The organism is Chitiniphilus shinanonensis DSM 23277, assembly GCF_000374805.1.
Classification (GTDB): domain Bacteria; phylum Pseudomonadota; class Gammaproteobacteria; order Burkholderiales; family Chitinibacteraceae; genus Chitiniphilus; species Chitiniphilus shinanonensis.
Genome location: NZ_KB895352.1, coordinates 52,039 through 77,056 on the forward strand (window position 1 = coordinate 52,039; position 25,018 = coordinate 77,056).

The following is a 25,018-nucleotide window of genomic DNA, read 5'->3' on the forward strand; positions in this document are numbered from 1 at the left end:
GATTCCGCTCCCCCCGCCCTCGCCGCCGCGAGGGAGCCTCGCTTCGCTCGCCAGGACGACTGTCCACGCAGGTTATTAACGCAGAAGTTTACCTGCTCACAGAATTCATGGTTCCCGCCATGACCTCTGAACCCGCGGCGCGTCGTGCCGCGCGGCGGTCCAGCGCGCTCTTGCCGGCGATGAGGAAGGCCAGGCCGAAGAAGGCGCCCGGCGGCAGGATCGCCAGCAGGAACTGGTAATGCGCGTCGGCTGGGATCACGTGGATCACCCAGCCACGGGCGGCGGGGCCGAACACCAGGTCGATGCCGGACAACAGCGTGCCGTGCCCGACCAGCTCGCGCAGCCCGCCCAGCACCGCCAGCACCCCCGTCAGGCCCAGGCCCATGGTCAGCCCGTCCAGCGCCGACTGCGCCACGCCGTTGCGCGAGGCGAACGCTTCGGCGCGCGCCAGCACGATGCAGTTGGTGGTGATCAGCGGGATGAAGATGCCCAGCACCAGATACAGCCCGTGCACGTAGGCGTTGAGCAGCAGATCCACCACCGTCACCAGCGCGGCGATGATCAGGATGAAGATGGGGCTGCGCAGCTCGTTGGGCACGAACTGGCGTAGCGCGGCCACCGCCGCGCCCGACACCAGCATCACCAGGCTGGTGGCCAGCCCCAGCGACACGCCGTTGACGATGTTGCTGGAGATGACCAGCACCGGGCACAGGCCCAGGATCTGCACCAGTCCGGCGTTCTGCCGCCACAGCCCGTTGGCCGCGATCTCGCGTGCCGCGTGTCGGTCCATCATTGCTGCTCCTTGTCAGCCGCCCATTGCGCCTGATGGGCGCGCACCTGCTCCAGCGCGCGCTTTACCGCCTTGACCACGGCGCGCGGGCTGACGGTGGCGCCGGCCATGTAGTCGAAGGCGCCGCCGTCCTTCTTCACCGCCCAGGCGCCGGGCGGCGGGTTGTCCAGCGACTTGCCGGCGAACTGCGCGCTCCAGGCGGACTTGGCCGCGTCGATGTAGTCGCCCAGGCCGGGCGTCTCCTTGTGCGCGATCACCCGCACGCCCTGCACCCGGCCGTCGCGCGCCACGCCGACCAGCAGCTTGATCTCGCCGCTGTAGCCGTCGGGCGCGCTGGTCTCGACCGCGAACGCCACCACCCGCCCCCGCTGCCGCGCCGGATAGGCGCGCCCGCCGCCCAGCGCCGCGGCCTGCGCCGGCGGCAGCTCGATGGCGTCGGCCAGCAGGTCGTTGTCGAACGCGGGCAGCACCTGCGCCAGCAATGCCACGCGCGACGCCTGTTCGTTGCGCGCCACGATGTCGCGCGTCATCCACCAGGTGAGCGACATCAGCGCGGTGAATACCAGCGCGAACGCCAGCAGGGTCAGCGCGCCGCGCACGCCGTTGGCCGCCGCGCGCCTCATGCCGCCTTCCCCCGCTTGCGACCGAACACCGCCGGCTGGGTCAACTGGTCGATCAGCGGCGTGGCGATGTTCATGATCAGCACGGCGAACGCCACGCCGTCCGGGTAGCTGCCGAACACGCGGATCAGGTAGGTGAGCACGCCGGCCAGCGCCGCGTACAGCAGCCGCCCCCACGGCGTGGTCGGCGCGGTGACGGGGTCGGTGACGATGAAGAACGCGCCCAGCATCGCGGCGCCGGTGGCCAGGTGGAAGCCCGGCCCGGCGTAATGCGCGGGATCGGCCAGGTGGAACGCGCTGGCGGTCAGCGCCAGCGCGCCCAGGTAGCCCACCGGCAATTGCCACGGGATCAGCTTCTGCTGCCACAGGAACACGCCGCCGACCAGCCAGCCGAGCACGATCCACTCCGAGCCGGTGCCGCCCACGTCGCCGAAGATCGGCGCGGCCAGGATCTGCGCCAGCGGCTGGCCCTGGCCCAGCGCGGTGCGCACGGTGTCCAGCGGCGTGGCCGAAGCGATGGCGTCGAACGCCAGCCCGGCCGGCAACTGGCCGGTGAAGATCCAGCCCAGTTGCGCCAGCCCGCCCAGCTCGGCCATGCCCAGCCCCAGCGGCGCGGCCCAGCGCGACATCTGCGCCGGGAACGACACGATCAGCACCGCGAAGCCGACCATCGCCGGATTGAAGGTGTTCTGGCCCAGGCCGCCGTACAGATGCTTGGCCAGACCGATGGCGACGGCGGTCGCCAGCACCACCATCCACCACGGCGCCAGCGGCGGCACCGCCAGCGCCAGCAGCCAGGCGGTGACCAGCGCCGAGCCGTCGCTGAGGAAGGGCTGGAGCGGACGGCCGCGCAGCTTGAGGCAGCCGGCCTCGACCGCGAGCGCGGTGACGCTCGCCAGGGCGATCTGCACCAGCACGCCGATGCCGAAGGTCCAGGCATAGAGCGCGATACCGGGCAGCAGGGCGCCCGCCACCTTGAGCATGACGATCTGCAACGGCGTCGGTTGGACCAGGAAAGGGGAAGTGCGCATGGTCAGTGAACGTGAGGAGTGAGGAGTGAGGCGTAGGGGGCAACACCCGGCGCACAGCGCGCCGCCCTAACGTTGCGCTTCACTACGGACACGCTATGCGCCATCGCCACCCTCCCCTTTTCCGGCCTGCCCGGCACGGCGCGCTGCGGCGCGGGCCATCGCGGCGGCGATGCGCGCCTGCTTGTCGTCGTCGGTCGGTGCGGCCGGCGCGGCGGGCGCTTCCTGCGGCGTCACCTGCTCCGGCAACGGCGGTGGCGCCGGGCGCGGGGTGGTCCTGGCCGCCAGCCGCTCGGCGCGCTCGCGCTTGTCGCGCTCCTGTCGCGCCTGCCGCGCTTCGTGCCGCCGTCGCGCCAGGGTGGCGGCGTCGCGGCTTTTCTCGGCGGCCCAGATTTCTGATTTGGCGTAGCGGAAGTAATCCACCAGCCGGATGTTGGACGGGCAGACGTAGGCGCAGGCGCCGCATTCGATGCAGTCGAACAGATGGCGCTCCTGGGCGCGCCCGAACTGCCTGGCGCGGGCGAACCAGTAGAGATCCATCGGTTGCAGCTCGGCCGGGCACGCCTCGGCACAGGTGCCGCAACGGATGCACGGCATCTCGGGCGGCGCGGGCGGGAACAGCTCGGCGTTGCGGGCGATGATGCAGTTGCCGGACTTGGTCAGCCCGGCCTCCAGCGATGGCAGCACGAAGCCCATCATCGGGCCGCCGTAGACATGCCCGGTGACGTCGGCGGCGACGCCGGCGAACGCCATCAGGTGCGACAGCGGCGTGCCCAGCAACGCCTCGACATTGCCCGGCCGCGCCACGGCGCCGGTCAGGGTGACGATGCGGCTGAGCAGTGGCTCGCCGTGTTCCAGCGCGCGGTACAGCGCCTGCACCGTGCCGACGTTGAAGCACTGCACGCCCAGGTCGGTGGCGCGCACGCCGGCCGGCACTTCGCGCCCGGTCAGCAAGCGGGTCAGCTGCTTGGCGCCGCCGGACGGGTACAGCGTGGGCACCACCACCACCTCGATGTCCTGGCCGCCGCAGGCCAGGCGCATCGCCTCGATAGCTTCGGGCTTGTTGTCCTCGATGCCCACTTTCACCTGCCGCGCGTTCATCAGCTGGCGCACGATGGCGATGCCGGCGCCGATCTCGTCGGCGCGCTCGCGCATCAGCCGGTCGTCGCAGGTGATGTAGGGCTCGCACTCGGCGCCGTTGATCACCAGAGTGTCCAGGGTGCGGGCGCCGGCCAGCTTGAGGTGCGACGGGAACACCGCGCCGCCCAGCCCGACCACGCCCAGGTCGCGCAGGTGATCCAGCACCGCCGGGCCGTCGGCGTTGCGCCAGTCGAAGCGCTGGCGTTCGATCCAGCGCTCCTCGCCGTCGGGCTCGATCACCACGCACAGCTCCGCCAGACCGGAAGGATGCGCCACCACGCGCGGCTCCACCGCGAGCACGCGGCCGGAGGTCGGCGCGTGCACCGCGGCCGACACGCGCCCTTCGGCGCGGCCGATCATCTGGCCCTTGGCCACCCGGTCGCCCGCCGCGACCACCGGCTTGGCGCCATGGCCGATGTGCTGGTTCAGCGCCACCACCAGTTGCGGCGGCAGCGGCACCTGGACAATGCGCGCGCCGTTCGATTCGGCCTTGTGTTCGGGCGGGTGGATGCCGCCGTGGAAAGCATGCAGCCGGCTCATGACACCACCTTGAGCATCGCCACCGGGTAGCGCCACTTCCAGCTGGCGGGGGTATCGCCCAGCGGCGCCATGTCGATGCAATCGACCGGACAGGGCGCGATGCACAGCTCGCAGCCGGTGCATTCGCTGGCGATCACGGTGTGCATGTGCTTGGCGGCGCCGACGATGGCGTCGACCGGGCACGCCTGGATGCACAAGGTGCAACCGATGCAGAGCTGCTCGTCGATCACCGCCACGCGCTTGGGTTTCTCGACACCGTTGGCGGCGTTGAGCGGCTTGAACTCGCGCCCCAGCAGGTCGGCCAGTTGGCGGATGCCGTCCTCGCCGCCCGGCGGGCACTGGTTGATGTCGGCTTCGTCGTTGGTGATGGCGGTAGCGTAGGGGCGACAGCCCGGGTAGCCGCATTGCGCGCATTGGGTCTGCGGCAGGATGGCGTCGATCTTGTCCACCAGCGGGTCGTCCTCGACCCGGAAGCGGATCGCGGCAAAGCCCAGCACGGCGCCCAGCAGCAGCGCCAGTCCGGCCATCACGCACAGCGCCAGCAGCACGCTCATCGCACCAGCCCCGCAAAGCCCATGAACGCCAGACTCATCAGGCCGGCGGTGACGAAGGCGATCGGCGCGCCCTTGAACGCCTCGGGAATGTCGGCGCCCTCCAGCCGTTCGCGGATCGCGGCGAACAGGATCAGGATCAGCGAGAACCCCAGCGCCGAGCCGAAACCGAACACCAGCGATTCGGCAAAGCCGTGCCGCGCCTGGGCATTGATCAGCGGCACGCCCAGCACCGCGCAGTTGGTGGTGATCAGCGGCAGGTAGATGCCCAGCACCTGATACAGCACGGGACTGGCGGCGTGGATGAACATTTCGGTGAACTGCACGATGGCGGCGATCACCACGATGAAGGCCAGCGTGCGCAGGAACTCCACCTGCCACGCGATCAGCAACTGATCGATCAGCCAGGACGAGCCGGACGCCAGCGTCAGCACGAAGGCGGTGGCGAGCGCCATGCCGATGGACGCCTCCAGCTTGCGCGAGACGCCCATGAACGGGCACAGCCCCAGGATGCGGGTGAGCACCACGTTGTTGACCAGCGCCGCGCCCACCAGGACCAGCAGATAGTGACTCAATTCCATCGGCACGCTTGGAGCCTGTTCAAATCCGTCGTGACCGCGTCCTGGCCGGGATGCCCGCGAGGCAAATGCCGCAGGCCCCGCAGAACGCGGACTGGAATACCGCGAGAAGATTAATAGGCGGCCACTGTGTTGTCGCTGAGCGAACGCAAGGCGGCAACCGGCAGTGCCATGAACGCCGACGATCCCGCCACAGCCGGTCCCCGCACCCCACGTCCCTCTCGCACCCGGCTCCGCCGGGGGCTTGCTGCCAGTTCGCCTGCAACGAACATTCGCCCCCTCACCCGCGAGCGTGCGCCACGGCCTCCGCGCAATCGCCCACCAGCGTCGGGCCGTGGTACACCAGCCCGCTATATAGCTGTACCAGCGAAGCACCGGCGTGGATCTTCTCCACCGCGTCGGCGCCGCTGAGGATGCCGCCCACGCCGATGATGGGCACTTCGCCTTGCAGCAGCTCGGCCAGCTCGCGGATCACGTGGGTGGATTTGGCCCGCACCGGCGCGCCGGACAGGCCGCCGGCCTCCTTGCCGTGCGGCGCGTGCTCGACGCCGACGCGCGACAGCGTGGTGTTGGTGGCGATCACCGCGTCGATTCGATGCTGCACCAGCCGCTCGGCGATATCCTGGATCTGGTTGGCTTCCAGGTCCGGCGCGATCTTCAGCGCCAGCGGCACGTAGCGGCCGTGCCGGTCGGCCAGTTGCGCCTGGCGTTCCTTGAGCGCGGCCAGCAACTGCCCCAGCTCGTCCGCCTGCTGCAGTTGCCGCAGGTTCTTGGTGTTGGGGCTGGAGATATTGATCGCGACGTAGCTGGCGTACTCGTACACCTTTTCCAGCCCGATCAGGTAATCCTCGTTGGCACGCTCGATGGGCGTGTCGAAGTTCTTGCCGATGTTGATGCCCAGCACGCCCTTGTACTGCGCCTTCTTGACGTTCTCCACCAGCGCGTCGACGCCTTCGTTGTTGAAGCCCATGCGGTTGATCACCGCCTCGGCCTGCGGCAGACGGAACAGCCGGGGCTTGGGGTTGCCCGGCTGCGGGCGCGGGGTGACGGTGCCGATCTCGATGAAGCCGAAGCCGAAATCGGCCAGCGCGTCGATATGCGCGCCGTTCTTGTCCAGCCCGGCGGCCAGGCCGACGGGGTTGGGGAAATCCAGCCCCATCACGTGGAGCGGATCGGGCGCCACGGTGGAGGTGAACGCGCGCAGGAACCCCAGCGTGTGCATCAGATCCGCCGTCTTCAGCGACAGATCGTGCGCCCGCTCCGCGTCCATGGTGAACAGGAGCGGCTTGAGCAGTCCGTACGCCATCACGCCCCCTTGCGCTTGATATGGGCGTCGTAGGTGTTCTGCATCAGGGTGGCCACGGTCATCAGGCCGACGCCGCCCGGCACCGGGGTGATCCAGCTGGCGCGCTCAGCGGCCACGGCGAATTCCACGTCGCCGCACAGCTTGCCGTTGTCCAGGCGGTTGATGCCCACGTCGATGACGATGGCGCCCGGCTTGATCCACTCGCCCTTCACGAAGTTGGGAATGCCCACCCCCGCCACCACGATGTCGGCGCCGCGCACCTTGTCGGCCAGATCGCGCGTCTTGCTGTGGCAGACGGTGACGGTGGCGCGCGCCAGCAGCAGCTCCAGCGCCTGCGGGCGGCCGACGATATTGGAAGCGCCGACGATGACCGCGTCCTTGCCGATCAGGTCGATGCCGGTGCGCTCCAGCAGCGTCATCACGCCGCGCGGGGTGCACGGGCGCAGCAGCGGCATCTTCAGCGCCAGGCGACCGATGTTATAGGGATGGAAGCCATCCACGTCCTTGGCCGGATCGATCAGCTCGATCACCTTCTCGGCGTCGATATGCTTGGGCAGCGGCAACTGCACCAGCACGCCGTCCACGCTGTCGTCGGCGTTGAGCTTCTGCACCAGCGCCAGCAGTTCGTCCTCGGTGGTGGTCTCCGGCAGATCGAACGCCAGCGAGGTGATGCCGGCGTTCTCGCACTGGCGCTTCTTGTTGCCCACGTACACCTGAGACGCGGGGTCGCTGCCGACCAGCACCACGGCCAGCGCGGGCGCGCGGTGGCCTGCGGCCGTGCGGGCGTCCACCTTGGCGCGAACGTCGCGGATGATGTCTTGCGAAATGGCCTTGCCGTCCAGGATCGTTGCGGGCATCGGATAGGGGCTCCAAAGAAGGCGCGAGCAGCGCCGGCGGTGGGAAGACGGGGATGGAAAATCGGGCGGTATTGTCGCATTCTTCGGCCGCCGGGCTCAAATGCGCAGGGCGCCCTGCTTGACCGATATCTAGGTTGCGGCTATAGTCGCGCCTCTGTTCGGGGCGTAGCGCAGCCTGGTAGCGCATCTGTTTTGGGAACAGAGGGTCGTGAGTTCGAATCCCACCGCCCCGACCAGAACTTTCGGCGTTAGAAGAAGACTTTGCACCGGGCGCTCGTAGCTCAACCGGATAGAGCAACGGCCTTCTAAGCCGTAGGTTACAGGTTCGAGTCCTGTCGGGCGCGCCAGTCCTTGCAGGCAATGGCATCAAAAGTTTCGGTCAGACGGCCCAGCCGGATGACACACCGCTCAGCGGTGGCTGTAGCTCAGTTGGTAGAGTCCAGGATTGTGATTCCTGTTGTCGTGGGTTCGAGCCCCATCAGCCACCCCAGAAGTCAAAAACCCCTCGAGAAATCGAGGGGTTTTTGTTTTGCCGCGCCGCGACGGCCAGGTTTCCGCGTTCAGGCCCCCTGCTGGAACGCCAGGTAGTACCCGTTGCAATCCTCGATCCCGAACTCGCGCGAGCCATAGGGCATGTTCTGGACCGGCCAGGCGACGACGACCCGGTCCTTGATCTCGGCAAAGTAACCGTCCACGTCCGCCAACGTGAAATAGATCGTGCCGGAAAGACCGGGCGGCTTTCCCCACAGGTCTTCGGTGGTGAAGATCATCGAATTTCCGTCCCGCTCGACGGTCAGCGTGCCGGCGGCGGTCGGCCGGGCATGAAAACCCAGGGTCTCCTGGTAGTAGCGGCGCGTCGTTTCGAGATCGTGACAGCGCAGCAGAACGGTCTGGGGCATTTCCGGGCTCCTGAAGAACTGGCCATCGGAACATCTGGCGTATCCGGGCAAGGATAGCGCCGTGCTTTGACAGCGCTTGCAAAATTCTCCGGGCGGCGAGCGTGGCGTTGGCTGGCGCGCCCGACGTGTTGCTTTCATTCCACGCTGCTTCACCCCAAAATCTTACTAAAAGATTCAGAAGTATAAATATCTCGCTCCTCCATTTCTCGACGAGCGCCTCGCGCGCCTCCTCTGTTCGCGCAGTCGCGCTGCTTGGGAGAGCGTCGTAAAGGCAGCCCATGGTGATCGCCCTCCCCTCCGTCGCACCACGCTCCGGCCGCGTTCCATCAAGCCGTTACAAAGCAAGCAACCCGTTGCTTTCAAAGCAATTTCCAGCCAAATCATCCATCCACGCCATCAGTCGTGACGACAGATGGCCGCTGTAACCGTTGTCAAATTATTAATGAGAAATGTTATCATTATCAAAACGCGTTTCAGGGAGCGCGTGGCAGTTTGAACAACATTTCATAAAGTGCGCCCATCCTCATGCAACTCAACACCTCGACAAACAATCGCTTCAAGATCAAAACCCTTACGCTGATGGTCGGGCTTGCCCTGCTGCCGGCGCTCTCCTGGGCGGCGGAACAGGACAAGGAAGTCGTCCTGCCCACCGTGACCGTCACGGCCGCCGGCCAGGATCTGGGCGAGAGCACCGAGGGCACCGGGTCGTACACCACCGGCCAGACCAGGACCTCCACGCCGCTGAGCATGTCGCTGCGCGAGACGCCGCAGGCGGTCACCGTGGTGACCCAGCAGCGCATCGAGGACCAGCACTTCCTGACCATCACCGACGTGCTCAACAGCGTGACCGGCGTGTCGGTGAACCAGTACGAAACCCATCGCGCCCAATTCACCGCGCGCGGCTTCGACATCAACGCGCTGATGATCGACGGCGTGCCCACCACCTGGGACCAGCCGTGGAGCTCCGGCGAGATCATGAGCAGCCTGGCGATCTACGACCGGGTGGAAGTGGTGCGTGGCGCCACCGGCCTGATGACCGGCGCGGGCGATCCGTCGGCGGCGGTCAACCTGGTGCACAAGCGCGCCAGCAGCAAGGAGCTGAGCGGCACCGCCAGTCTGGGCCTGGGCAGCTGGAACGAACGCCGCGCGATGTTCGATGTATCCACCCCGGTGAACGAGGCCAGGACGGTTCGCGCGCGCGTGGTCGGCGAATACACCGCCAGCGACAGCTGGATCGATCTGCTGAAAGAAGAAAGCAAGACCATCTTCGCCACCTTCGAGGCGGATCTCGGCCCGAGCACGCTGCTGTCGGCCGGCTACAGCTGGCAGGAGAACGAACCCGAAGGCTCGATGTGGGGCGGGTTGCCGGTGTTCTACGCCGACGGTTCCCGCACGCATTGGGATCGCTCCAAGAGCACCTCGGCCGACTGGGTGCGCTGGCAATCCAGCTACCAGAACTACTTCGCCAACCTGGAACACCGCTTCGACAACGCCTGGACGGTCAAGGCCACCTACAGCCACGGCGACCGCCGCGCCGATTCCCGCCTGCTTTATCTGTCGGGCGCGCCGGACAAGACGACCGGCCTGGGCATGTACGCTTTCCCCGGCTCGTACAAGGTACGCACCAAGCAGGACGATTTCGGCTTGCAGGCCAACGGCCCGTTCGACCTGCTGGGCCGCACCCACGAGGCCGCGGTCGGCTACGTCAATTCGCGGCAGCAGTTCAACGCCGACAGCCGCGCGGCGGCGGGCGGCATGGCCGGCGACTTCAACCACTGGGACGGCAGCTATCCCGAGCCGGCCTGGGGCCCGCTCAGCTACTACGGCGACAACCGCATCAAGCAGGAGGCGCTCTATGGCGCGCTGCGCCTGAACGTGACCGACCCGCTGAAGGTGATCCTGGGCCTGCGCGTCACCAACTACGAGCGCTCGGGCGACGACGCCTTCAGCAGCCCGTACCGGATGGAATTCGACCACGAGCTGACGCCGTATGCCGGCATCGTCTACGACCTCAACGAGAACTACTCGGTCTACGCCAGCTACACCGACATCTTCCAGCCGCAGCAGGTGCGCGACCTCAGCGGCAAGTACCTCGACCCCATCGTCGGCAAGAGCACCGAGGTCGGCGTGAAGGGCGCCTTCTTCGAAGGCCGGTTGAACGCCTCGCTCTCCGCCTTCCGCATCAAGCAGGACAACCTCGGCCAGAGCATCGGCCTGGTGATCCCCGGCACGGTGCCGCCGGAAACCGCCTATGAAGCGTCCAGCGGCGCCACCAGCAAGGGCTTCGAGCTGGAAGTGGCGGGCGAAGTGACCCGCGGCTGGAACGTCAGCGCCGGCTATTCGCAGTTCAAGCTCAAGGATGCCGACGGCGAGGACATCAACACCATCTACCCGCGCAAGCTGATCCGCCTGTTCACCAGCTATCGCCTGCCGGTGCTGGACGGCGCGCTGACCGTGGGCGGCGGAGTCGACTGGCAGAGCGAGACCTACACCTACGCGGTGAATCCGCAGGGCGCCACCGAGCGCATCGGGCAGAACGACTACGCGCTGGTCAACCTGATGGCGCGCTACGCCATCACCCGCCAGCTCTCGGCGCAGCTCAACGTCAACAACCTGTTCGACGAAGCGCACTACGGCATGTTCGACGCCTACAGCCAGATCACCTACGGCGCGCCGCGCAACGCCAGCCTCACCGTCAACTACAAGTTCTGATCCGTCCGACATCGTTGCAGCGCGGGGCCGGCCGATCCAGGCCGGCCCCGCCCGCAATCCGTTTCCGAGGAACCTCATCGTGGCCCACCCGACCACAACCCGCCCCTGTAGACCCGGCGCCGCCACGGCGCCGGCCGCCGCATGCTTCCCCGCCGCCACCCGCCACTGAGCCCGCCCGACCATGCACAACAAGACCATCAGGATCTGGGCCTGGATCCACAAATGGAGCAGCCTGGTCTGCACCGCCTTCATGCTGCTGCTCTGCATCACCGGGCTGCCGCTGATCTTCCACCACGAGATCGGCCACCTGCTCGGCACCGAGGTGGAAGCGCCGCCGATGCCCGCCGACACGCCCCGCATCAGCCTGGACCAGGTACTGAAGATCGCCCGCGCCCAGCATCCCGACCGGGTGGTGCAGTTCGTCTCCCAACCCGAAGACAGCCAGGACCTGTGGTTCGTCACCATGACGCCCACCCCCGCCCCCACCGACGACTTCCGCTCGGTGGCCGTCGATGCGCGCACCGGCGAAGTGCTGGCCCAGCCGCGCTTCGACGAAGGCTTCATGTGGGTGATGTTCAAGCTGCACGTCGATCTGTTCGCCGGCCTGGCCGGCAAGCTGTTCCTGGGGCTGATGGGCCTGCTGCTGCTGGTGGCCGTGGTCAGCGGCGTGGTGCTGTATGCGCCGTTCATGCGCAAGCTGGATTTCGGCACCGTCCGCCGCGACCGTCGTCCGCGCCTGAAATGGCTGGACCTGCACAACCTGCTCGGCATCGTCACCCTGGTGTGGCTGTTCGTCGTCGGCGCCACCGGCATGATCAACACCTGGGCCGACCTGATGATCAAGTACTGGCAGTACGACAAGCTGAGCGTGCTGCTGGCGCCGTACCAGGGCCAGGCGACGGTGCCGGTCGCCGAGCGCGCGTCGGTGCAGCGCTCGCTCGACGTCGCGCTGCGCACCGAGCCCGGCATGCAGTTATCGTTCGTCGCCTTCCCGGGCACCGCGTTCTCCAGCCCGCACCACACCACGTTCTTCCTGCGCGGCGATCAGCCGCTGACCTCGCGCCTGTTGCAGCCGGTGCTGGTCGATGCGCGCACCGCCGAAGTCACCGCCTCGCCCCGCCTGCCGTGGTACCTGACGGGGCTGCTGGTATCGCAGCCGCTGCATTTCGGCGACTACGGCGGCATGCCGATGAAGATTTTGTGGGCGCTGCTGGATATCGCATCGATCATCGTGCTGGGCAGCGGCCTGTACCTGTGGCTGCGCAAGGGCCGGACCGGCGGGCAGCACAAGGCCGAAACCCCGAAGGCGCCACAACCGGCGGAGGGCATCGCATGAAGAAGTCCAGTCATCGCAGCGGCATGGCCATCTGGGGTTGGCCGTCGCTGGTCGGCCTGCTGAGCGGCGTCGGCCTGGTATCGGGCCTGTTCAGCGACGGCGGCGTCGGCGACGTGCTGGCCGGCGTCTGCCTCGCCGTGCCCGTCGCGGTCGGCGCGTGGTTCGGCTGGATACGGCGGGGTGCCGCCGCCGACAGCCGCTAAAGCGGGCCGCCGCCCACCGCGTGGCGGCATCGCCGCCATCGCCCTTCCGCCCGCCGATGGCGCTTCGCGCGTCATCGCCGCGCCGGGTTGAAAACAACACGGTCTGCCTTCGTCCCGGCCCCGGCGTGCAAAAACCGCGTGCGGCCAAAACCCCTGCCGCGCCCGATGCTTATCGCCGCGGCGCGTCCTTTGGCGGGCTCTTTATCGAAAAATGAGCTAACCAAGTTTCCATTAAGTATTAATTCTTCTTAAAAAGCCGCTCTTAGCATGTGCCACTTCCATTCACCACCGGGAGTGAACCATGCCCCACCCAACGGCGCTTCCTTTGCGCTTCGGCCGACCCGCGATGGCGCTGGCCATCGCCACCGGCCTGGCCGTGGCCGGCTGCAACAGTTCGGACAGCCCGTCCGACGCTACGCCGCCCACGCCGCCGCCCACCGCCGATGCCCGCCCCAACATCCTCTACATCATGGCGGACGATCTCGGCTATTCCGACATCCACGCCTTCGGCGGCGAGATCGACACCCCCAACCTGGACGCCCTGGTCGCCGATGGCCGCATCCTCACCAACCATCACACCGGCACCGTCAGCGCCATCACCCGCGCCATGCTGATCTCCGGCACCGACCACCACCTGGTGGGCGAAGGCACCATGGGTGCGCCGCAGGACGAGCGCAAGGGCCTGCCCGGCTACGAGGGCTATCTCAACGACAGTTCGCTGTCGGTGGCGCAACTGCTGCGGGACAACGGCTACCACACCTATATCGCCGGCAAATGGCACCTGGGCTCGTCCATCGCCGGCGATCCGGTCAGCGCCGGCAAGACGCCGGACCAATGGGGCTTCGAGCGCAGCTTCGCCCTGCTCGGCGGCGCGGCGACCAACCACTTCGGCCACGAGGCGGCCGGCTCGAAGAACTACACCGAGGACGGGCGCTACGTGCAGCCCGGCCAGCCGGGGCAGCCGGGCGGCGTCGGCGGCACGCCCGAGGTGTTCTATTCCACCGATTTCTACACCGACAAGCTGATCGCCTACATCGACGCCAACCGCAGGGACGGCAAGCCGTTCTTCGCCTACGCCGCGTACACCTCGCCGCACTGGCCGCTCCAGGTGCCCGAGCCCTGGCTGAGCCAGTACAAGGGCAGGTACGACCAGGGCTACGAGCCGATCGCCGCCGCCCGCTACGCGCGGCTGCAAGCGCTGGGCCTGATCCCCGCCGGCCAGGCCCCCGCGTCGCCCAGCCCCGAAACGACGACCCGCTCGCCGGCCACCGCCAACGACGGCAAGGCGGGCGCCAAGTACATCAACGCCCTGCATCCGGCCGCCGACGGCTACGTCGACTACGGCCAGGGCCGCGTGGTGAAGAAGTGGTCCAGCCTGACCGCCGACGAGAAAAAGGCCCAGGCGCGCTACATGGAGATCTACGCCGGCATGGTGTCCAACCTGGACCACAACATCGGGCGCCTGATCCAGTACCTGAAGGACACCGGCCAGTACGACAACACCTTCATCCTGTTCCAGTCGGACAACGGCGCCGAGGGCTGGCCCATCGATTCGGGCGCCGATCCGCTCGCCACCGATACCGCCAACGCCCAGCCGGGCCGCTACGAACTGCTGGGCACCGACACCAACTTCGGCAGGTATCCCGGCCTGTCGTACGGGTTGCGCTGGGCCGAGGTCAGCGCCACGCCGTTCGCGCAGGTGAAGGGCCAGATGGGCGAAGGCAGTATCTCCACCCCCGCCATCGCCAAGCTGCCGGGACAAAAGAAGGGCCTGCCGCCGCTGACCGTGTTCACCCACGTCACCGACAACACCGCCACCTTCCTGGCGCTGGCCGGCGTCGCCCCGCCCGCCGAGGCCGCGCCCCCGCTGATCGATCCCAAGACCGGCAAGGACGCCAACCGCGGCAAGGTGATCTACAACGGCCGCTACGTCTACCCGGTCACCGGCAAATCGCTGGTCGGCGCCTTGCAGCAGGCCACGCCGGCCTTGCTGCGCACCACGCCGTTCGGTGAGGAAAGCTACGGCCGCACCGCGATCTACAGCGCGGACGGACGCTGGAAGGCGCGCTTCACCGAGCCGCCGTTCGGCCCGCTGGACGGCCACTGGGAGCTGTTCGACCTGAGCACCGACCGTGGCGAGACCAACGACCTGTCGGCGCAATATCCGCAGCTGACCAGCGTGCTGGTCCAGCAGTGGCAGGGCTATATGGACAGCGTGGGCGGCGTGAACCCGCTGCGCCCCAAGGGCTTCTATTGAGCGATGGAGCCGCCGCCGGCCCACGGGCCGGCGGCTTTCCGACCCCACCATGATCGCCCCGCCTCCCCTGCCCGCCCGCTTCGGCTGCGCCCGCCCCGCCAGCGGGCCGACGCGCGCGCCCGGCCGCCGCGCGGGCACGCCGGGATCACCGTGCCGGGCCGGTGCCGCGCGCTCACAGCGTCAATTCGATGCCCAGGTATTTTTCGATTTCGCGCTTCAGGCGTTCGATCATTCGCGGGTAGATGTATTCGAAACTCTGGCCGCACAGCCGATAGCAATGGATTTCGTTGTAGATCGCGTAAAACGCGCATTTCACATCGCAATTGATGCTGACCGGATAACGTTCCTTATACGTTTCGTAGAGAAAGAAATCGTTGCCGGTGATGTTCGACAATTGATTCAGTTCCAGATCCACATCGCCGTACATGGTTTCGCGCGGGTCGATGATGGCCTGCAATGCCAGGGTTTCCGGATCGACCATGAAATTGCATACGCAAAAATCGTTGTGGATCAGCGTGGGCCGGGTGATCGGCTGATCGAAGATGCGGTCGAACAGCAACCACGATTGCCGGAACAGCTCCACCATCCGCGGGGGGATCTTGTGCCGGGGATCGTGGCCGTTTGCCAGCGTCCAGTCGTGCAGATCCCTGGCGAACGGCTTGTAGTAATCCAGCCAGTGGTCGTACCGGGGGCCATCGATGAAACCGAACTTTTCGCCATGCACGCAATGGATGTCGTGCAGCGCATCGACCACCTCGATCGCCATCCGCTTGCGCGCTTCGACCGGATAATCGTTGGGGTCGAGCTGCACGCAGGTGATGCCCTCGATGAATTCCATGCCCACCGCATTCAGCGGCACCGCCTCGTCGCGGGTATGGCAGAAATACACCGCCGGCACCTTGGCGCGGCAGGCCGCCCGCAATACCTGCATTTCCTTTACCTGCGTGGTATTCATGCCGTCCTGGCTATAAAACTTCAGGACATAAGCCTTTTCGCCGCAATCCACCTTGTAGGCCAGGCCAAACGATCCGCCGCCGAGATATTCGTAATGCCCGGCTTCCAGTCCCAGATACCGTTGACTGAGCTTTTTCACCGCACCATCGATTTGCGTTTCATCGATGCTCTCGAACGATTTCGTCCGATATAGCGACAGATCCATCAATGACGCCCTCCGCTTTTTTTATCAATCCATACCGGCCCCATTGTAAGTTCCGCCGGATTGCCCGGTCGATGTCCTCCGTTGGCGTCACGACCACCGGAATGCCGCCGTCCGACGCCACCGCGCCCCGGACCCGGCGCCCGCAACCGACCCCCTGAACCATCGACCGCGAGACGCCATGTACAGCGCCGACACCCTGCACCACGCCCAGCGCCTCAACATCAGCCCCGAGGCCCTGCAAAACTATCTCGACGCCGGCCGCGACCAGCCCGGCGCCGGCATCCGCCGCACCCTGCACGCCACCGTCAAGACCGTCGGCTCCGCGTGCAACCTCGACTGCAACTACTGCTACTACCTGAGCAAGGAACAACTGCTGGCGCAGAAGAACCAGCGCATCGACGACGCCATGCTCGAACGCTTCATCGCCGACTACATCGCCAGCCAGGACGGCGATGAGATCGCCTTCACCTGGCACGGCGGCGAGCCGACGCTGCTGGGCGTGGGGTTCTTCCGCAAAGTGGTGGCGCTACAGGCCAGGTACCTGCCGCCGGGCCGGCGCATCGTCAACGACCTGCAAACCAACGGCACGCTGCTGAACGACGAATGGGCCGCCTTCCTCGCCGAGCACGATTTCCTGGTCGGGCTGAGCATCGACGGCCCGCGCGCGCTGCACGACCGCTACCGTCCCACCAAATCCGGCCAGCCCAGCTTCGACGCCGTGGTCGCCGGCGCGCAGCACCTGCGCCGCCACGGCGTGCCGTTCAGCACGCTCACCGTGGTCAACCGTCACAACGCCCGCGAGCCGCTGGCGGTGTATCGCTTCCTGCGCGACGAACTGGGCGCCGGCTACATGCAGTTCATCCCCTGCGTCGAACCCCGCCAGTTCGAGCAGGTCGCCCCCGGCCACCTGCCGGCCGGGCAGTTGGCCGAACGCGGCAGCCCGCGCAGCCGCCCGGGGCACCCGCTGTCCATCGTCACCGACTGGAGCGTCGATCCCGACGACTGGGGCGGCTTTCTGTCGGCGGTGTTCGACGAATGGGTGGCGCACGACCTGAACCGGGTACGCGTCAACCTGTTCGAGACCGTCATCGCCCAGTGGCAGGGCAAGCCCGCCATGCTGTGCACCAGCAGCCCGTTCTGCGGCAAGAACATCGCCGTCGAACAGGATGGCCGCGTCTACAGCTGCGATCACTACGTCTACCCGGAATACGAGATCGGCCGCCTGGGCGAGCGCTCGCTCAGCCAGATGGTGTTCTCGCTGCGCCAGCTGGAATTCGGCCTGGACAAGTTCAACAGCCTGCCGGGCGAATGCCGGCGCTGCGAATACCTCAAGCTGTGCTACGGCGAATGCCCGCGCACCCGCCTGCTCAAGACCCGCCCCGGCGAAGGCAACCTCAGCTACCTGTGCAGCGGCTGGAAGCGCTTCTACAGCCACGCCGCGCCGACCCTGGCGCGACTGCGCTGAGCAACGATCCGACCGGCGTCGGCACCCCGCGCCGACAAGCCGGAACCGGCGAAGCCGCGCCGTGGTACGCTGCGCGGCTTCTCGACTCGCCTGGGGCCTCCCATGTTTACCTGTCTGAACCAATCCTGCGGCGCCCAATGGAAGCCCGAGGAAGTCACCATCAAGAACGAGGGGCAGGGAGAACTGTTCCGCTGCCCGCTCTGCGGCGCCCGCAACCGCGTGCTGCGCAGCGTCAAGCCCGACGGGCGCGTGGTGTACAAGCAGATGCGCCCGGGGAACTGAGCGGGCGCGGCACGGCGGTGCGTGGCGACTCCACCGCCATGGCTGCAACGCAGCGCAACAGCAGAGTCGCCCGGCCGGGTTACGCGGCCCCGGCCACGCGCCGCCTGCGGCTTCGCTGCCACAGGCCCAGCAGCCCCAGCCCCATCAGCGCGTAGGTCGCCGGCTCGGGCACCGGCACCACCGAACGCGGATCGTAGACCGAGAAGGTCAGCGTGGCCGGGCTGAAGGAGGCCCAGCCGAACCAACCTTCGTTGGAATCGTTCACGTGCGCCGAGTAATACACGCCGACGGTGTGCGTCTGCGCGGCGGCCGGGCTGATCCGGGCCTCGAAGCTGTAGGGATCGATCACGCTCCAGCTGTAGGACGCGTAGACATTGTCCCCTTCGGTATTCGTCTGCCCCCAGTCGTCCAGCAGCGTCTGGCCTGCCAGCTGGTGAACCACGTTCCCGCTGGCCCACGCCGGGAAGTAATGGTAGGAATAGACGTCATAGGCGCTGCCACCGAGATGGATGCCGCTGACCGCGTAGCCGCCGGTATTGCTGACGGTCACTCGATAAGCCTCATCGCGGGCCCCCGATCCGCCGTTCAGATAAACCTTTTTCCCCGGGAAACCGACCTCTACCGTCGTCTCCGTGAATCGGTAGTTGTCGCGGATCACCTCCGCCTGCGAAACCTTGGCCGACGCCAGGTCGCTCAAATCCAGGCTCAGCATCCCCAAGAGATCGATCACCGCCGCCTGCGCCAGCACGGGGCTGAGCCCCAGCGCCAGCGCGCATCCCAATTGCTTCATCATGTGCAAGCCTCGCAAGATCATGTGATTGGCAAAAACCGGCCGGAACGCATCGTAGGCGTCCCGGTCGCTTACGCGGCGTCGGCCGCACGCCGGCTGCGGCTTCGCTGCCACAGGCCCAGCAGGCCCAGCCCCATCAGCGCATAGGTCGCCGGCTCGGGCACCGGCACCACCGAACGCGGATCGTAGACCGAGAAGGTCAGCGCGGGGAGGCGGAAGGAAGCCCAGCCGTATGCGCTGGAATCGGCCTCATCCACGAACGCCGAATAGTACAGATCGACGACCTGCTGCAACGGCGCGGTCGGGCTGATCCGGGCAACGAAGCTGTATGGGTCGAAAGCGGTCCAGACGAAGGTTTCGTAGATGTCGCCCCACTCATGGGTTGGCCTGCCATGGTCCAGCAGCAGGGTCTGGCTTCCTTGGCGGTGGCTCACTTGGCCTTGGGCCTCACCCCAAAAATAATGATTGAGGTAAAGATCGATCTCACCGCTACCGATCTGGATATTGCTGACCGCGTAGCCGCCAATGTTGCGGATCGTTACGCCGTAGTCAGCGTAGAGCGGGCCGCTTCTGCCATCGAGCAAGACCGTTTCCGCACCATCCGGCTTGATCTGGATCGTGGTTTCGACAAACCGATAGTTGTCGCGTACCACCTCCGCCTGGGTCAGCGTCGCCTTGGCGCCGCTGGATAGACCCAAGCTCACCATCCCCGTCAGATCGATCACCGCCGCCTGCGCCAGCACGGGGCTGAGCCCCAGCGCCAGCGCGCATCCCAATTGCTTCATCATGTACTGGTCCTCACAAGAGAATGGATGGGTAAAACTGAAAAGGCCCATACAAACTCGTACATATTTTCTTTCTTGATTAATACAATTGATGAATGGCTAGTGCTGACGGCCATACGGCGGCGCCACTGGGCCGGCATCCGGCTCCCCGGCTGCTCCCTTCGGCCAACCCCCAAAGAAAAACCCCTGGCAACCGCCAGGGGCTTGGAATCGCATCGGTGCGGCAGAATCGACGCGTTACGCCGATGCCTGAACCGCGGCGACGCGTTCACGCCGACGCCGGCGGGCCCAGATCGCCAGCAACCCCAGCCCGGTCAGGGCGTAGCCGGCCGGCTCGGGCACCGGCAGCACGGTGCTGGGGTCGTAGACCCGGAAGGTCAGGGTCGCCGGCACTGCATATGCCCAGCCGTACCAGCTGGGGTCGGGCGTCCCCACCGAAACCAGGTAGCTCACGCCGAGGTTGTGCAGCAGCGGAGTACCGCCATGGATGTCGGCGAGGAAGCTGTAGGGCGCGAAGTCGGTCCAGGTATGCATGAAGTAATCGCTGTCGGGTTCAGTGAACGATTGCCCGTAATCGCGCATGATCTGCTCGCCGTTGCGATAGTGGGACAGTTCCCCCGAGGTCTGGGCCGGAAAGTACTTGACCGAATACCGCTCCATCGCCGCCGCGCTCACGTCGAAGCCGCTGACCGCGTAACCCGCGTTGTTGCTGACATTCACGCTGTACGACGCGCTCTGCGGCCCCTCGGAGGCGTCGAAATAGATCATGCCGGTCGGTTCGATCCGCACGGTCGTTTCCAGGAACGAATAGTTGTTGCGGATCACCGTGGCCTGGGAAATCGACGTGGTCGCGCTGCCGTTGAGATTCACTGTCATCATGCCCAGCACATCGATGACCGCCGCGTGGGCGGCAAAAGGGCTCAACATCATTGCCAGGGCGCAGCTCAATTGCTTCATGAAGTCACTCCAGAGGGTTGGACCGGGGTACCGGATTACACAAAGTAAAAAACGCCCATACAGAATCAATCAACAAGGCTGTCTTCAAACCTACATTCGATGAATGGCGCCAAACCGCGACTGCCCGGCGGCAAGACGATGCCCGGCTTGCCCATCCTGGGGCCGCAGCCATCGAGGAGCACATCAGCATGCACTGCCGCCACTGCCAGCAACCCGTCGATTTCGCCTCGCTCCACCACGAAAATCTGAAGCGCTTCCGCCAGTTCCTGATCCTGGCGCTGGTGCTGGCGCTGATCGGTGGGGGCTTGCATTGGGCGGGGGTGGCGATGTGGCCGTACTGGCTGTACGGCATGGCGGGGTTCGTGCTGTCGCAGGCGCTGTTCAGGTGGCAGCAGAGCCGCTGGGTGATCTGCGGGCACTGCAAGCGCGGCTACAGCCACTATTTCTAGGCGGTCACAGCCTTCCAGCCAGGCCCGCTCCCAATGACAAAGCGCCCGCATCGGCGGGCGCTTTGCTTTGGTGCGGCCGGTCAACGCCGGCCTTGTTCCACTTGTAGCGGCAGGCAAAACCCAGCGAAGCGGTCCTGGCAAGAAGCGCGAAACACAGACGGTACGCGTAGTACGGCAAGTTCAGCTCGGCGCCCCCGCGCGCCGCCGCCAGGAGGGTTTTGCCAATCGCTCACTGCGGCGTGATGGTCACCGGCCCGCCCAGCGGCGACACCGTCACCCGGTAGCGCCGGTCGCCGATCCAGGTGGGCTGCAACGCCTGGGTGCCTTGCGTCAGGCGCAGGGTGCCGTTGTCGGCGGTCAGCTCCAGCGTGATCGGCGTGGCGTACTTCAGGCACTGCGCGTCGGTGGCCGGGAAGTCGATGCCGCGGTGGTCGGCGCGCAGTGTCGGCGCGCAGTACTCGCGGGCATAGCGGTAGCGCAGCACGTCCGACACCGTGCCCACCCACAGCTGACCGGCGTCCACCTTGCTCTTCACGTAGTCCAGGTGCGCCAGGTAGCGCGCCACCGGCACGGGCTCCCACGGCTGGGTGCCGACGCTGTGCATGGTGCGGGTGGACCAGCCGCCGCGCTGGATCGCCGCATCCACGTGCAGGTTGAGGATCTCGCCCGAGGTGTAGAGCGAGTACTCGCCGGCGTTGGTGAACACATCCCACAGCACGTGGTACGGATCGGCGAAGCCGGCATCGTTCACGCCCGCGGCCGAGCCGTACTGGATGTTGCCACCGCCCAGATCGCGGTTGGCCGCGCGGCCGCCCAGGTAGCCCGCCTGCGCCCGCAGTGCCGCCAGCGCGCTATCGGTGGCGGTATCGCTCGGCCACACGTAGTAGCTGGCCTGGTAGCCGTTCAGGTGATCGGCGATGTCCTGCCGCGACTGCGCCAGTTCCACCGAGGCCAGCCAGTTGGCGGCGCTGCTGTCGTAGTGGTTGCGACCGTGACTGGCGATCTCGTGGCCGTGCTGGACGAAGGTGGCGGCGGCGGTCCACTGGGCCGGCGTGCACCAGCCGGTGATGGCGGCGAAGGTCGCCACCAGGCCACGCTGGGCCAGTGCCGGCTCGGCGTTCTGGATCTGCTCGTCGCTCACCGCGCCGCAGAAGTCGTCGTGCACCATCGAGTAGGCGGCGGTGGCACCGTTGCGCCAGGTGGCGACGCCGACGGCGTCGAGTTGCGTCACCGGGGTCGGGTAGACCGGCGTCGGTGTGGGGGTCGGCGTCGGCGCGCTGGGGAACGACAGTTGGCTGGTGCTTTCCACGCAACGCGAGTACGCGGCGTCGCACACCTTCAGCTTGTACGAGCTGTTGGCGACGCTCATCTTGTCCACGATGTTGCCGTAGCCGCCGTAGGTGGCGCGGTGGTTGACGAAGTCGTCACCGATGAAGATCGAGGTGCTGGAATACACCGGCAGCACGCCGGCGAACTCCACGTGCCAATTGGCCGGGGTGAAGTTGAACACGCCGGAATCGGCGCTCCAGCTCACCGAGGCCGACTTGGCGCCGGTGGTGGTCAGCGACCAGCTGATCGCCACCGGCGTGCCGGGCGGCAGCTGGAACGGGATCTGGGTCGGCGTCGGCGTGACCACCGGCGTCGGGGTGGGCGTGGGCGTGATCACCGGCGTCAGGGTCGGGTCCACCGGCGTCGGCGTCGGGCCGCAGACGCCGATCGCGCGCCACGGGCCCCACTGGTTGTTCGGGTCGGGCCGCTCGCCCTGCACCCACCAGCGGGCTTCGTAGAGCACGCCCAGGTAGCACACCTGGCGACCGCCCGGATAGGCGATGGCCGCATCCCAGGCGGGCGCCGTGCCCGAGGTGGGCGTCGGGCTGGGTGTCGGCAACGGGGTCGGCGTGGGCGTCGCTGTAGGCGTGGGCGTCGCCGTGGGCGTGACGATGAATGTCGGGGTCGGTGTGGGCGGGGGCACCGCGTCTATCGGCTCCCACGGGCCCCACTGGCTGGCCCCCGGGACTTCGCCCTGGGTCCACCACTTGGCACGCCACAACAGATTGCGGCCGATATTGTCGCTGGGCATGTAGCTCACGACATCGCCGGCCGTATAGACCTGCTGACTGTTCCACACCTGCTGACTCGGCGCGGCATGGGCGGCCACCGACGCAATCAGCGCCGGGACCGCGAAGATCCATGGATTGCAACGCATGTTTATTTAGCTCCATCCTCGTTGGCGGGGGCCTGGTGGCCTCTCGACGTTTTCAGGGCGGCCGGCAAAAGCCGGCGGCGGTCGGGCGCAGACGCCCGGCCTGGAGCCGCACGCCTTGCCGGGACCGCCCGCACCGGCTTCGCCGGCCGCTTTTATGCAAAACGCATGTTTGCGCCTGAAGACTATAGCCATTGGTTTGCACCGAAACGCACACCAGCCTGTACGCTTCACCAACGGCAGCCGTACAAAACGAAAAACCCAGTCGAATCAATCGACTGGGTCGGTCACGGCAAGACAGGCCAATTCACGAACGGCAAGCGCCGCCACGCCGACGGCGCAACACCTCAGCCGCCCTCGCCTTCCTCCAGCGCCTTGAACGCCTGCTGCACGGCGGCATCGTTGCGGTACTTGTGCTTGATCGCCGCGGTGTCGCGGTACAACCCATCGCAGTCCAGCTCGTTCATCGCCGCCGTCACCTCGCGGTCGTTGTCCGAGCCGTCGCCGTTGAACTCGCCGGCCAGGTGCATGCAGCTTTCGGCGCGGCCCAGCACGGCGGACGCATCCGCCGGCAACTGCGCCGGCTGCGTGCCGGGCGACGACGCGGGCGCCGAGGCATCGGCGGCCGGCGCGGGCGCGGCATGGGGGGAACAGGCGGCCAGCAGGGTCAGCAGGCACAGGGCAAGGCCACCGCGCAGGGCACGGGGCGTCGAGAATAAAGTGGGCATGGCGGAGCCGCTTGGAAGTGTCTGCACGATGGCCGTCAGACGCACTGGTTCATCGAGATGTTGATCTTGTAGTGGCCGTATTCGAGGATCTCGTCGAGCAGCTGCGTCAGGCGCAGCTGGTCCGCCAGCACCACCTTCAGGATGAAGCACGGCTCGCCGCTGATGCGGTGCGCCTCCTTCACCTCCGGCCGCTGGCGCAGGAATTCCTGGAAGCGCGTGTGCCCGTAGTCCTTCATCACCACCGTGATGAACGCGCACAGGTGATTGCCCAGCCTGGTCTCGTCCACCTTGACCGTGTAGCCGGTCACCACGCCTTCGTCCTCCAGCCGCTGCACCCGGCTGGCCACCGCCGGCCCCGACATGCGGATGGCGTCGCCGATCTGCTTCCATTGCGCCCTGCCGTTCTCGCGCAGCAGGCTGATGATCTTGCGATCGATATGGTCTGGCATCGTTTTCCTTTCGCGGCGAAAGCAGATCGCCGCTTTTGCTTTCGCCGCCCACTGTTCCCGCCGGGGCGGCGCTCGCTACAGTGCCTCCGTCGCGTCCGTGGACGCCCGGGAGACCTTCCATGATCCGTATTCCGTTACTGCTGTTATCGCTGGCGCTGTCGTGCGCCGCCTGGGCCGGCCACTGCGCCGACGCCCAATCCACCGCGCCGGTCGCCGCGACCGCCGCCAAACCGTATCGCCTCGAAGCGGTGCTCGACCGCCGCGACGGCCTGTACACGGTGGCCGCCCGCACCAACCTCGCGCTGTCGATCGCGCACTACGGCGGCGCGCACGTGCCGGGCGAAGGCCACGTGCACCTCTACGTGAACGGCCGGCTGATCGGCCCGATCACCAGCGACCAGCCGCTGTACCTGCCGCCGCTGGTCAAGGGCGACAACCTGGTGCGGCTGGTGCTGGCCAGCAACGATCACGTGGAGTCGATCTACGGCGTCGCCGCCGAAGCCCACGTCACGCCCGATTGAAAGCAGCCAGCAAAACCCGGCGCAGCGGTTCCGGCAAGGCGTGCGAAACGTCCTGAAAGGCGGTAAACCGGACTTCCTTCGGTCGCACACGGTACGAAACGTCCGGCAAGTGAGGCTGGGCGCCCCCGCGCAACACCGCCGGAAGGGTTTTGCCACGCGGGGAGCGGCCGCCATGCTACGTGCATACGACCGGGCTGAAAACCCGGTCGCGCGGCGCGTTCAGCCGGCCGGCAGCGTCACCGTCACCTGGAACCCCGGCCCGGCGGCGCCCATCTCCAACCGCCCGCCATGCCGCTGCGCCACGGTGCGCACGAACGGCAGCCCCAGCCCGAAGCCACGCGCGTCCCCCGCCTCCACCCGCTGGAACCGCTCCAGCATCGACGCCCGCGCCGCCTCCGGAATCCCCGGACCCT

The 25,018-nt window shown here is 67.0% G+C and carries 25 protein-coding genes and 3 tRNA genes; 11 read left to right on the forward strand and 17 right to left on the reverse strand.

All coding sequences use genetic code 11. From position 1 onward, the window contains the following. Positions 1–88: 88 nt before the first annotated feature. The 8 genes from C556_RS0115885 to folD all read right to left on the reverse strand — a co-directional run bounded on the left by C556_RS0115885 (position 89) and on the right by folD (position 7,410). Positions 89–793, reverse strand: coding sequence for an electron transport complex subunit E (locus C556_RS0115885; RefSeq protein ID WP_040431301.1), 705 nt, complete (start codon positions 791–793; stop codon positions 89–91). Further along, positions 790–1,413 (reverse strand): electron transport complex subunit RsxG, encoded by a 624-nt coding sequence (gene rsxG / locus C556_RS0115890; protein WP_018749242.1) that lies wholly within the window; start codon positions 1,411–1,413, stop codon positions 790–792. Before rsxG ends, C556_RS0115885 begins: the two co-directional genes overlap by 4 nt. Next, positions 1,410–2,441 carry an RnfABCDGE type electron transport complex subunit D gene (locus tag C556_RS0115895; protein WP_018749243.1) on the reverse strand — a complete coding sequence of 344 codons (1,032 nt, stop codon included), beginning with the start codon at positions 2,439–2,441 and terminating at the stop codon, positions 1,410–1,412. The genes rsxG and C556_RS0115895 overlap by 4 nt, the downstream gene beginning before the upstream one ends. Before the next feature lie 93 nt (positions 2,442–2,534). Next, complete coding sequence (gene rsxC, locus C556_RS0115900; protein WP_018749244.1) at positions 2,535–4,118, reverse strand: electron transport complex subunit RsxC; 1,584 nt, start codon at positions 4,116–4,118, stop codon at positions 2,535–2,537. After that, positions 4,115–4,672 (reverse strand): electron transport complex subunit RsxB, encoded by a 558-nt coding sequence (rsxB, locus tag C556_RS0115905; RefSeq protein ID WP_018749245.1) that lies wholly within the window; start codon positions 4,670–4,672, stop codon positions 4,115–4,117. The genes rsxC and rsxB overlap by 4 nt, the downstream gene beginning before the upstream one ends. Further along, positions 4,669–5,250, reverse strand: a complete 582-nt coding sequence (rsxA, locus tag C556_RS0115910) for an electron transport complex subunit RsxA (RefSeq protein ID WP_018749246.1) — start codon at positions 5,248–5,250, stop codon at positions 4,669–4,671. Before rsxA ends, rsxB begins: the two co-directional genes overlap by 4 nt. Positions 5,251–5,527: 277 nt before the next feature. Beyond that, complete coding sequence (locus tag C556_RS0115915; protein WP_018749247.1) at positions 5,528–6,553, reverse strand: quinone-dependent dihydroorotate dehydrogenase; 1,026 nt, start codon at positions 6,551–6,553, stop codon at positions 5,528–5,530. Continuing rightward, entirely contained in the window at positions 6,553–7,410 is an 858-nt protein-coding gene (gene folD, locus C556_RS0115920) for a bifunctional methylenetetrahydrofolate dehydrogenase/methenyltetrahydrofolate cyclohydrolase FolD (protein ID WP_018749248.1), read from the reverse strand. The genes C556_RS0115915 and folD overlap by 1 nt, the downstream gene beginning before the upstream one ends. Before the next feature lie 159 nt (positions 7,411–7,569). Between folD and C556_RS0115925 the strand changes: the two genes are divergently transcribed. The 3 genes from C556_RS0115925 to C556_RS0115935 all read left to right on the forward strand — a co-directional run bounded on the left by C556_RS0115925 (position 7,570) and on the right by C556_RS0115935 (position 7,900). After that, positions 7,570–7,646: transfer RNA gene (locus C556_RS0115925), tRNA-Pro, on the forward strand. Between the two features lie 34 nt (positions 7,647–7,680). After that, positions 7,681–7,757 (forward strand) — tRNA-Arg (locus C556_RS0115930). Positions 7,758–7,824: 67 nt separating this feature from the next. Then, positions 7,825–7,900 (forward strand) — tRNA-His (locus tag C556_RS0115935). 70 nt (positions 7,901–7,970) lie between these two features. On the opposite strand, the gene C556_RS0115940 is transcribed toward C556_RS0115935, so the two are convergent. Further along, positions 7,971–8,309: a VOC family protein gene (locus tag C556_RS0115940; protein ID WP_018749249.1), complete on the reverse strand. Its 339-nt coding sequence runs from the start codon at positions 8,307–8,309 to the stop codon at positions 7,971–7,973. A gap of 525 nt (positions 8,310–8,834) precedes the next feature. Between C556_RS0115940 and fhuE the strand changes: the two genes are divergently transcribed. The 4 genes from fhuE to C556_RS0115960 all read left to right on the forward strand — a co-directional run bounded on the left by fhuE (position 8,835) and on the right by C556_RS0115960 (position 14,817). Next, on the forward strand, positions 8,835–11,021 hold the full coding sequence (fhuE, locus tag C556_RS0115945) for a ferric-rhodotorulic acid/ferric-coprogen receptor FhuE (RefSeq protein ID WP_018749250.1): 2,187 nt from the start codon (positions 8,835–8,837) through the stop codon (positions 11,019–11,021). A gap of 181 nt (positions 11,022–11,202) precedes the next feature. Continuing rightward, positions 11,203–12,357: a PepSY-associated TM helix domain-containing protein gene (locus C556_RS0115950; protein ID WP_018749251.1), complete on the forward strand. Its 1,155-nt coding sequence runs from the start codon at positions 11,203–11,205 to the stop codon at positions 12,355–12,357. Continuing rightward, the gene (locus C556_RS0115955) at positions 12,354–12,560 is read left to right on the forward strand and encodes a hypothetical protein (RefSeq protein ID WP_018749252.1); all 207 of its coding nucleotides are present in this window, start codon (positions 12,354–12,356) and stop codon (positions 12,558–12,560) included. The genes C556_RS0115950 and C556_RS0115955 overlap by 4 nt, the downstream gene beginning before the upstream one ends. A gap of 301 nt (positions 12,561–12,861) precedes the next feature. Then, positions 12,862–14,817, forward strand: a complete 1,956-nt coding sequence (locus C556_RS0115960) for an arylsulfatase (protein WP_051083253.1) — start codon at positions 12,862–12,864, stop codon at positions 14,815–14,817. 172 nt (positions 14,818–14,989) lie between these two features. Here the strand turns inward: C556_RS0115960 and C556_RS0115965 are convergent, their stop codons facing one another. Next, positions 14,990–15,976, reverse strand: a complete 987-nt coding sequence (locus tag C556_RS0115965) for a phosphotransferase family protein (RefSeq protein ID WP_018749254.1) — start codon at positions 15,974–15,976, stop codon at positions 14,990–14,992. 178 nt (positions 15,977–16,154) lie between these two features. Between C556_RS0115965 and C556_RS0115970 the strand changes: the two genes are divergently transcribed. Then, positions 16,155–17,441, forward strand: a complete 1,287-nt coding sequence (locus tag C556_RS0115970; protein ID WP_018749255.1) for an anaerobic sulfatase maturase — start codon at positions 16,155–16,157, stop codon at positions 17,439–17,441. Between the two features lie 102 nt (positions 17,442–17,543). Beyond that, positions 17,544–17,723, forward strand: coding sequence for a hypothetical protein (locus tag C556_RS0115975; protein ID WP_018749256.1), 180 nt, complete (start codon positions 17,544–17,546; stop codon positions 17,721–17,723). Between the two features lie 79 nt (positions 17,724–17,802). On the opposite strand, the gene C556_RS0115980 is transcribed toward C556_RS0115975, so the two are convergent. The 3 genes from C556_RS0115980 to C556_RS0115990 form a co-directional block, all read right to left on the reverse strand. Next, positions 17,803–18,516 (reverse strand): PEP-CTERM sorting domain-containing protein, encoded by a 714-nt coding sequence (locus tag C556_RS0115980; RefSeq protein ID WP_018749257.1) that lies wholly within the window; start codon positions 18,514–18,516, stop codon positions 17,803–17,805. Between the two features lie 68 nt (positions 18,517–18,584). Beyond that, positions 18,585–19,301, reverse strand: a complete 717-nt coding sequence (locus C556_RS0115985; protein ID WP_018749258.1) for a PEP-CTERM sorting domain-containing protein — start codon at positions 19,299–19,301, stop codon at positions 18,585–18,587. A gap of 234 nt (positions 19,302–19,535) precedes the next feature. Then, positions 19,536–20,255 carry a PEP-CTERM sorting domain-containing protein gene (locus tag C556_RS0115990; RefSeq protein ID WP_018749259.1) on the reverse strand — a complete coding sequence of 240 codons (720 nt, stop codon included), beginning with the start codon at positions 20,253–20,255 and terminating at the stop codon, positions 19,536–19,538. Positions 20,256–20,443: 188 nt separating this feature from the next. Between C556_RS0115990 and C556_RS0115995 the strand changes: the two genes are divergently transcribed. Then, positions 20,444–20,704: a hypothetical protein gene (locus C556_RS0115995; protein ID WP_018749260.1), complete on the forward strand. Its 261-nt coding sequence runs from the start codon at positions 20,444–20,446 to the stop codon at positions 20,702–20,704. Between the two features lie 229 nt (positions 20,705–20,933). Here the strand turns inward: C556_RS0115995 and C556_RS0116000 are convergent, their stop codons facing one another. The 3 genes from C556_RS0116000 to C556_RS0116015 form a co-directional block, all read right to left on the reverse strand. After that, positions 20,934–22,910 carry a polysaccharide deacetylase family protein gene (locus C556_RS0116000; RefSeq protein ID WP_083930628.1) on the reverse strand — a complete coding sequence of 659 codons (1,977 nt, stop codon included), beginning with the start codon at positions 22,908–22,910 and terminating at the stop codon, positions 20,934–20,936. 344 nt (positions 22,911–23,254) lie between these two features. Beyond that, a complete protein-coding gene (locus C556_RS0116010; RefSeq protein WP_018749263.1) occupies positions 23,255–23,635 on the reverse strand; it encodes a hypothetical protein in 381 nt (126 codons plus the stop codon). Between the two features lie 35 nt (positions 23,636–23,670). Further along, positions 23,671–24,084, reverse strand: a complete 414-nt coding sequence (locus tag C556_RS0116015; protein ID WP_018749264.1) for an Lrp/AsnC family transcriptional regulator — start codon at positions 24,082–24,084, stop codon at positions 23,671–23,673. 119 nt (positions 24,085–24,203) lie between these two features. Here C556_RS0116015 and C556_RS20725 point away from each other — a divergent pair, with 119 nt between their 5' ends. Then, positions 24,204–24,605, forward strand: a complete 402-nt coding sequence (locus tag C556_RS20725; protein WP_018749265.1) for a hypothetical protein — start codon at positions 24,204–24,206, stop codon at positions 24,603–24,605. A gap of 219 nt (positions 24,606–24,824) precedes the next feature. On the opposite strand, the gene C556_RS23470 is transcribed toward C556_RS20725, so the two are convergent. Continuing rightward, positions 24,825–25,018: ATP-binding protein (locus tag C556_RS23470; RefSeq protein ID WP_040431303.1), on the reverse strand; the 194-nt coding region annotated here is incomplete at its 5' end.

Excerpts from the sequence above, each read along its gene's own strand:
- C556_RS0115965 (WP_018749254.1), bottom strand. The coding sequence starts at position 15,976 with ATGGATCTGTCGCTATATCGGACGAAATCGTTCGAGAGCATCGATGAA.
- rsxC (WP_018749244.1), bottom strand. The coding sequence starts at position 4,118 with ATGAGCCGGCTGCATGCTTTCCACGGCGGCATCCACCCGCCCGAACAC.
- C556_RS0115960 (WP_051083253.1), top strand. The coding sequence starts at position 12,862 with ATGCCCCACCCAACGGCGCTTCCTTTGCGCTTCGGCCGACCCGCGATG.
- C556_RS0115955 (WP_018749252.1), top strand. The coding sequence starts at position 12,354 with ATGAAGAAGTCCAGTCATCGCAGCGGCATGGCCATCTGGGGTTGGCCG.
- C556_RS20725 (WP_018749265.1), top strand. The coding sequence starts at position 24,204 with ATGATCCGTATTCCGTTACTGCTGTTATCGCTGGCGCTGTCGTGCGCC.
- C556_RS0115915 (WP_018749247.1), bottom strand. The coding sequence starts at position 6,553 with ATGGCGTACGGACTGCTCAAGCCGCTCCTGTTCACCATGGACGCGGAG.
- fhuE (WP_018749250.1), top strand. The coding sequence starts at position 8,835 with ATGCAACTCAACACCTCGACAAACAATCGCTTCAAGATCAAAACCCTT.
- C556_RS0115990 (WP_018749259.1), bottom strand. The coding sequence starts at position 20,255 with ATGAAGCAATTGAGCTGCGCCCTGGCAATGATGTTGAGCCCTTTTGCC.
- C556_RS0116015 (WP_018749264.1), bottom strand. The coding sequence starts at position 24,084 with ATGCCAGACCATATCGATCGCAAGATCATCAGCCTGCTGCGCGAGAAC.
- rsxG (WP_018749242.1), bottom strand. The coding sequence starts at position 1,413 with ATGAGGCGCGCGGCGGCCAACGGCGTGCGCGGCGCGCTGACCCTGCTG.
- C556_RS0115995 (WP_018749260.1), top strand. The coding sequence starts at position 20,444 with ATGCACTGCCGCCACTGCCAGCAACCCGTCGATTTCGCCTCGCTCCAC.
- C556_RS0115985 (WP_018749258.1), bottom strand. The coding sequence starts at position 19,301 with ATGATGAAGCAATTGGGATGCGCGCTGGCGCTGGGGCTCAGCCCCGTG.
- C556_RS0116000 (WP_083930628.1), bottom strand. The coding sequence starts at position 22,910 with ATGCGTTGCAATCCATGGATCTTCGCGGTCCCGGCGCTGATTGCGTCG.
- C556_RS0115885 (WP_040431301.1), bottom strand. The coding sequence starts at position 793 with ATGATGGACCGACACGCGGCACGCGAGATCGCGGCCAACGGGCTGTGG.
- C556_RS0115980 (WP_018749257.1), bottom strand. The coding sequence starts at position 18,516 with ATGATGAAGCAATTGGGATGCGCGCTGGCGCTGGGGCTCAGCCCCGTG.
- folD (WP_018749248.1), bottom strand. The coding sequence starts at position 7,410 with ATGCCCGCAACGATCCTGGACGGCAAGGCCATTTCGCAAGACATCATC.
- rsxA (WP_018749246.1), bottom strand. The coding sequence starts at position 5,250 with ATGGAATTGAGTCACTATCTGCTGGTCCTGGTGGGCGCGGCGCTGGTC.
- C556_RS0115970 (WP_018749255.1), top strand. The coding sequence starts at position 16,155 with ATGTACAGCGCCGACACCCTGCACCACGCCCAGCGCCTCAACATCAGC.
- C556_RS0115950 (WP_018749251.1), top strand. The coding sequence starts at position 11,203 with ATGCACAACAAGACCATCAGGATCTGGGCCTGGATCCACAAATGGAGC.
- C556_RS0115975 (WP_018749256.1), top strand. The coding sequence starts at position 17,544 with ATGTTTACCTGTCTGAACCAATCCTGCGGCGCCCAATGGAAGCCCGAG.
- C556_RS0116010 (WP_018749263.1), bottom strand. The coding sequence starts at position 23,635 with ATGCCCACTTTATTCTCGACGCCCCGTGCCCTGCGCGGTGGCCTTGCC.
- C556_RS0115895 (WP_018749243.1), bottom strand. The coding sequence starts at position 2,441 with ATGCGCACTTCCCCTTTCCTGGTCCAACCGACGCCGTTGCAGATCGTC.
- rsxB (WP_018749245.1), bottom strand. The coding sequence starts at position 4,672 with ATGAGCGTGCTGCTGGCGCTGTGCGTGATGGCCGGACTGGCGCTGCTG.
- C556_RS0115940 (WP_018749249.1), bottom strand. The coding sequence starts at position 8,309 with ATGCCCCAGACCGTTCTGCTGCGCTGTCACGATCTCGAAACGACGCGC.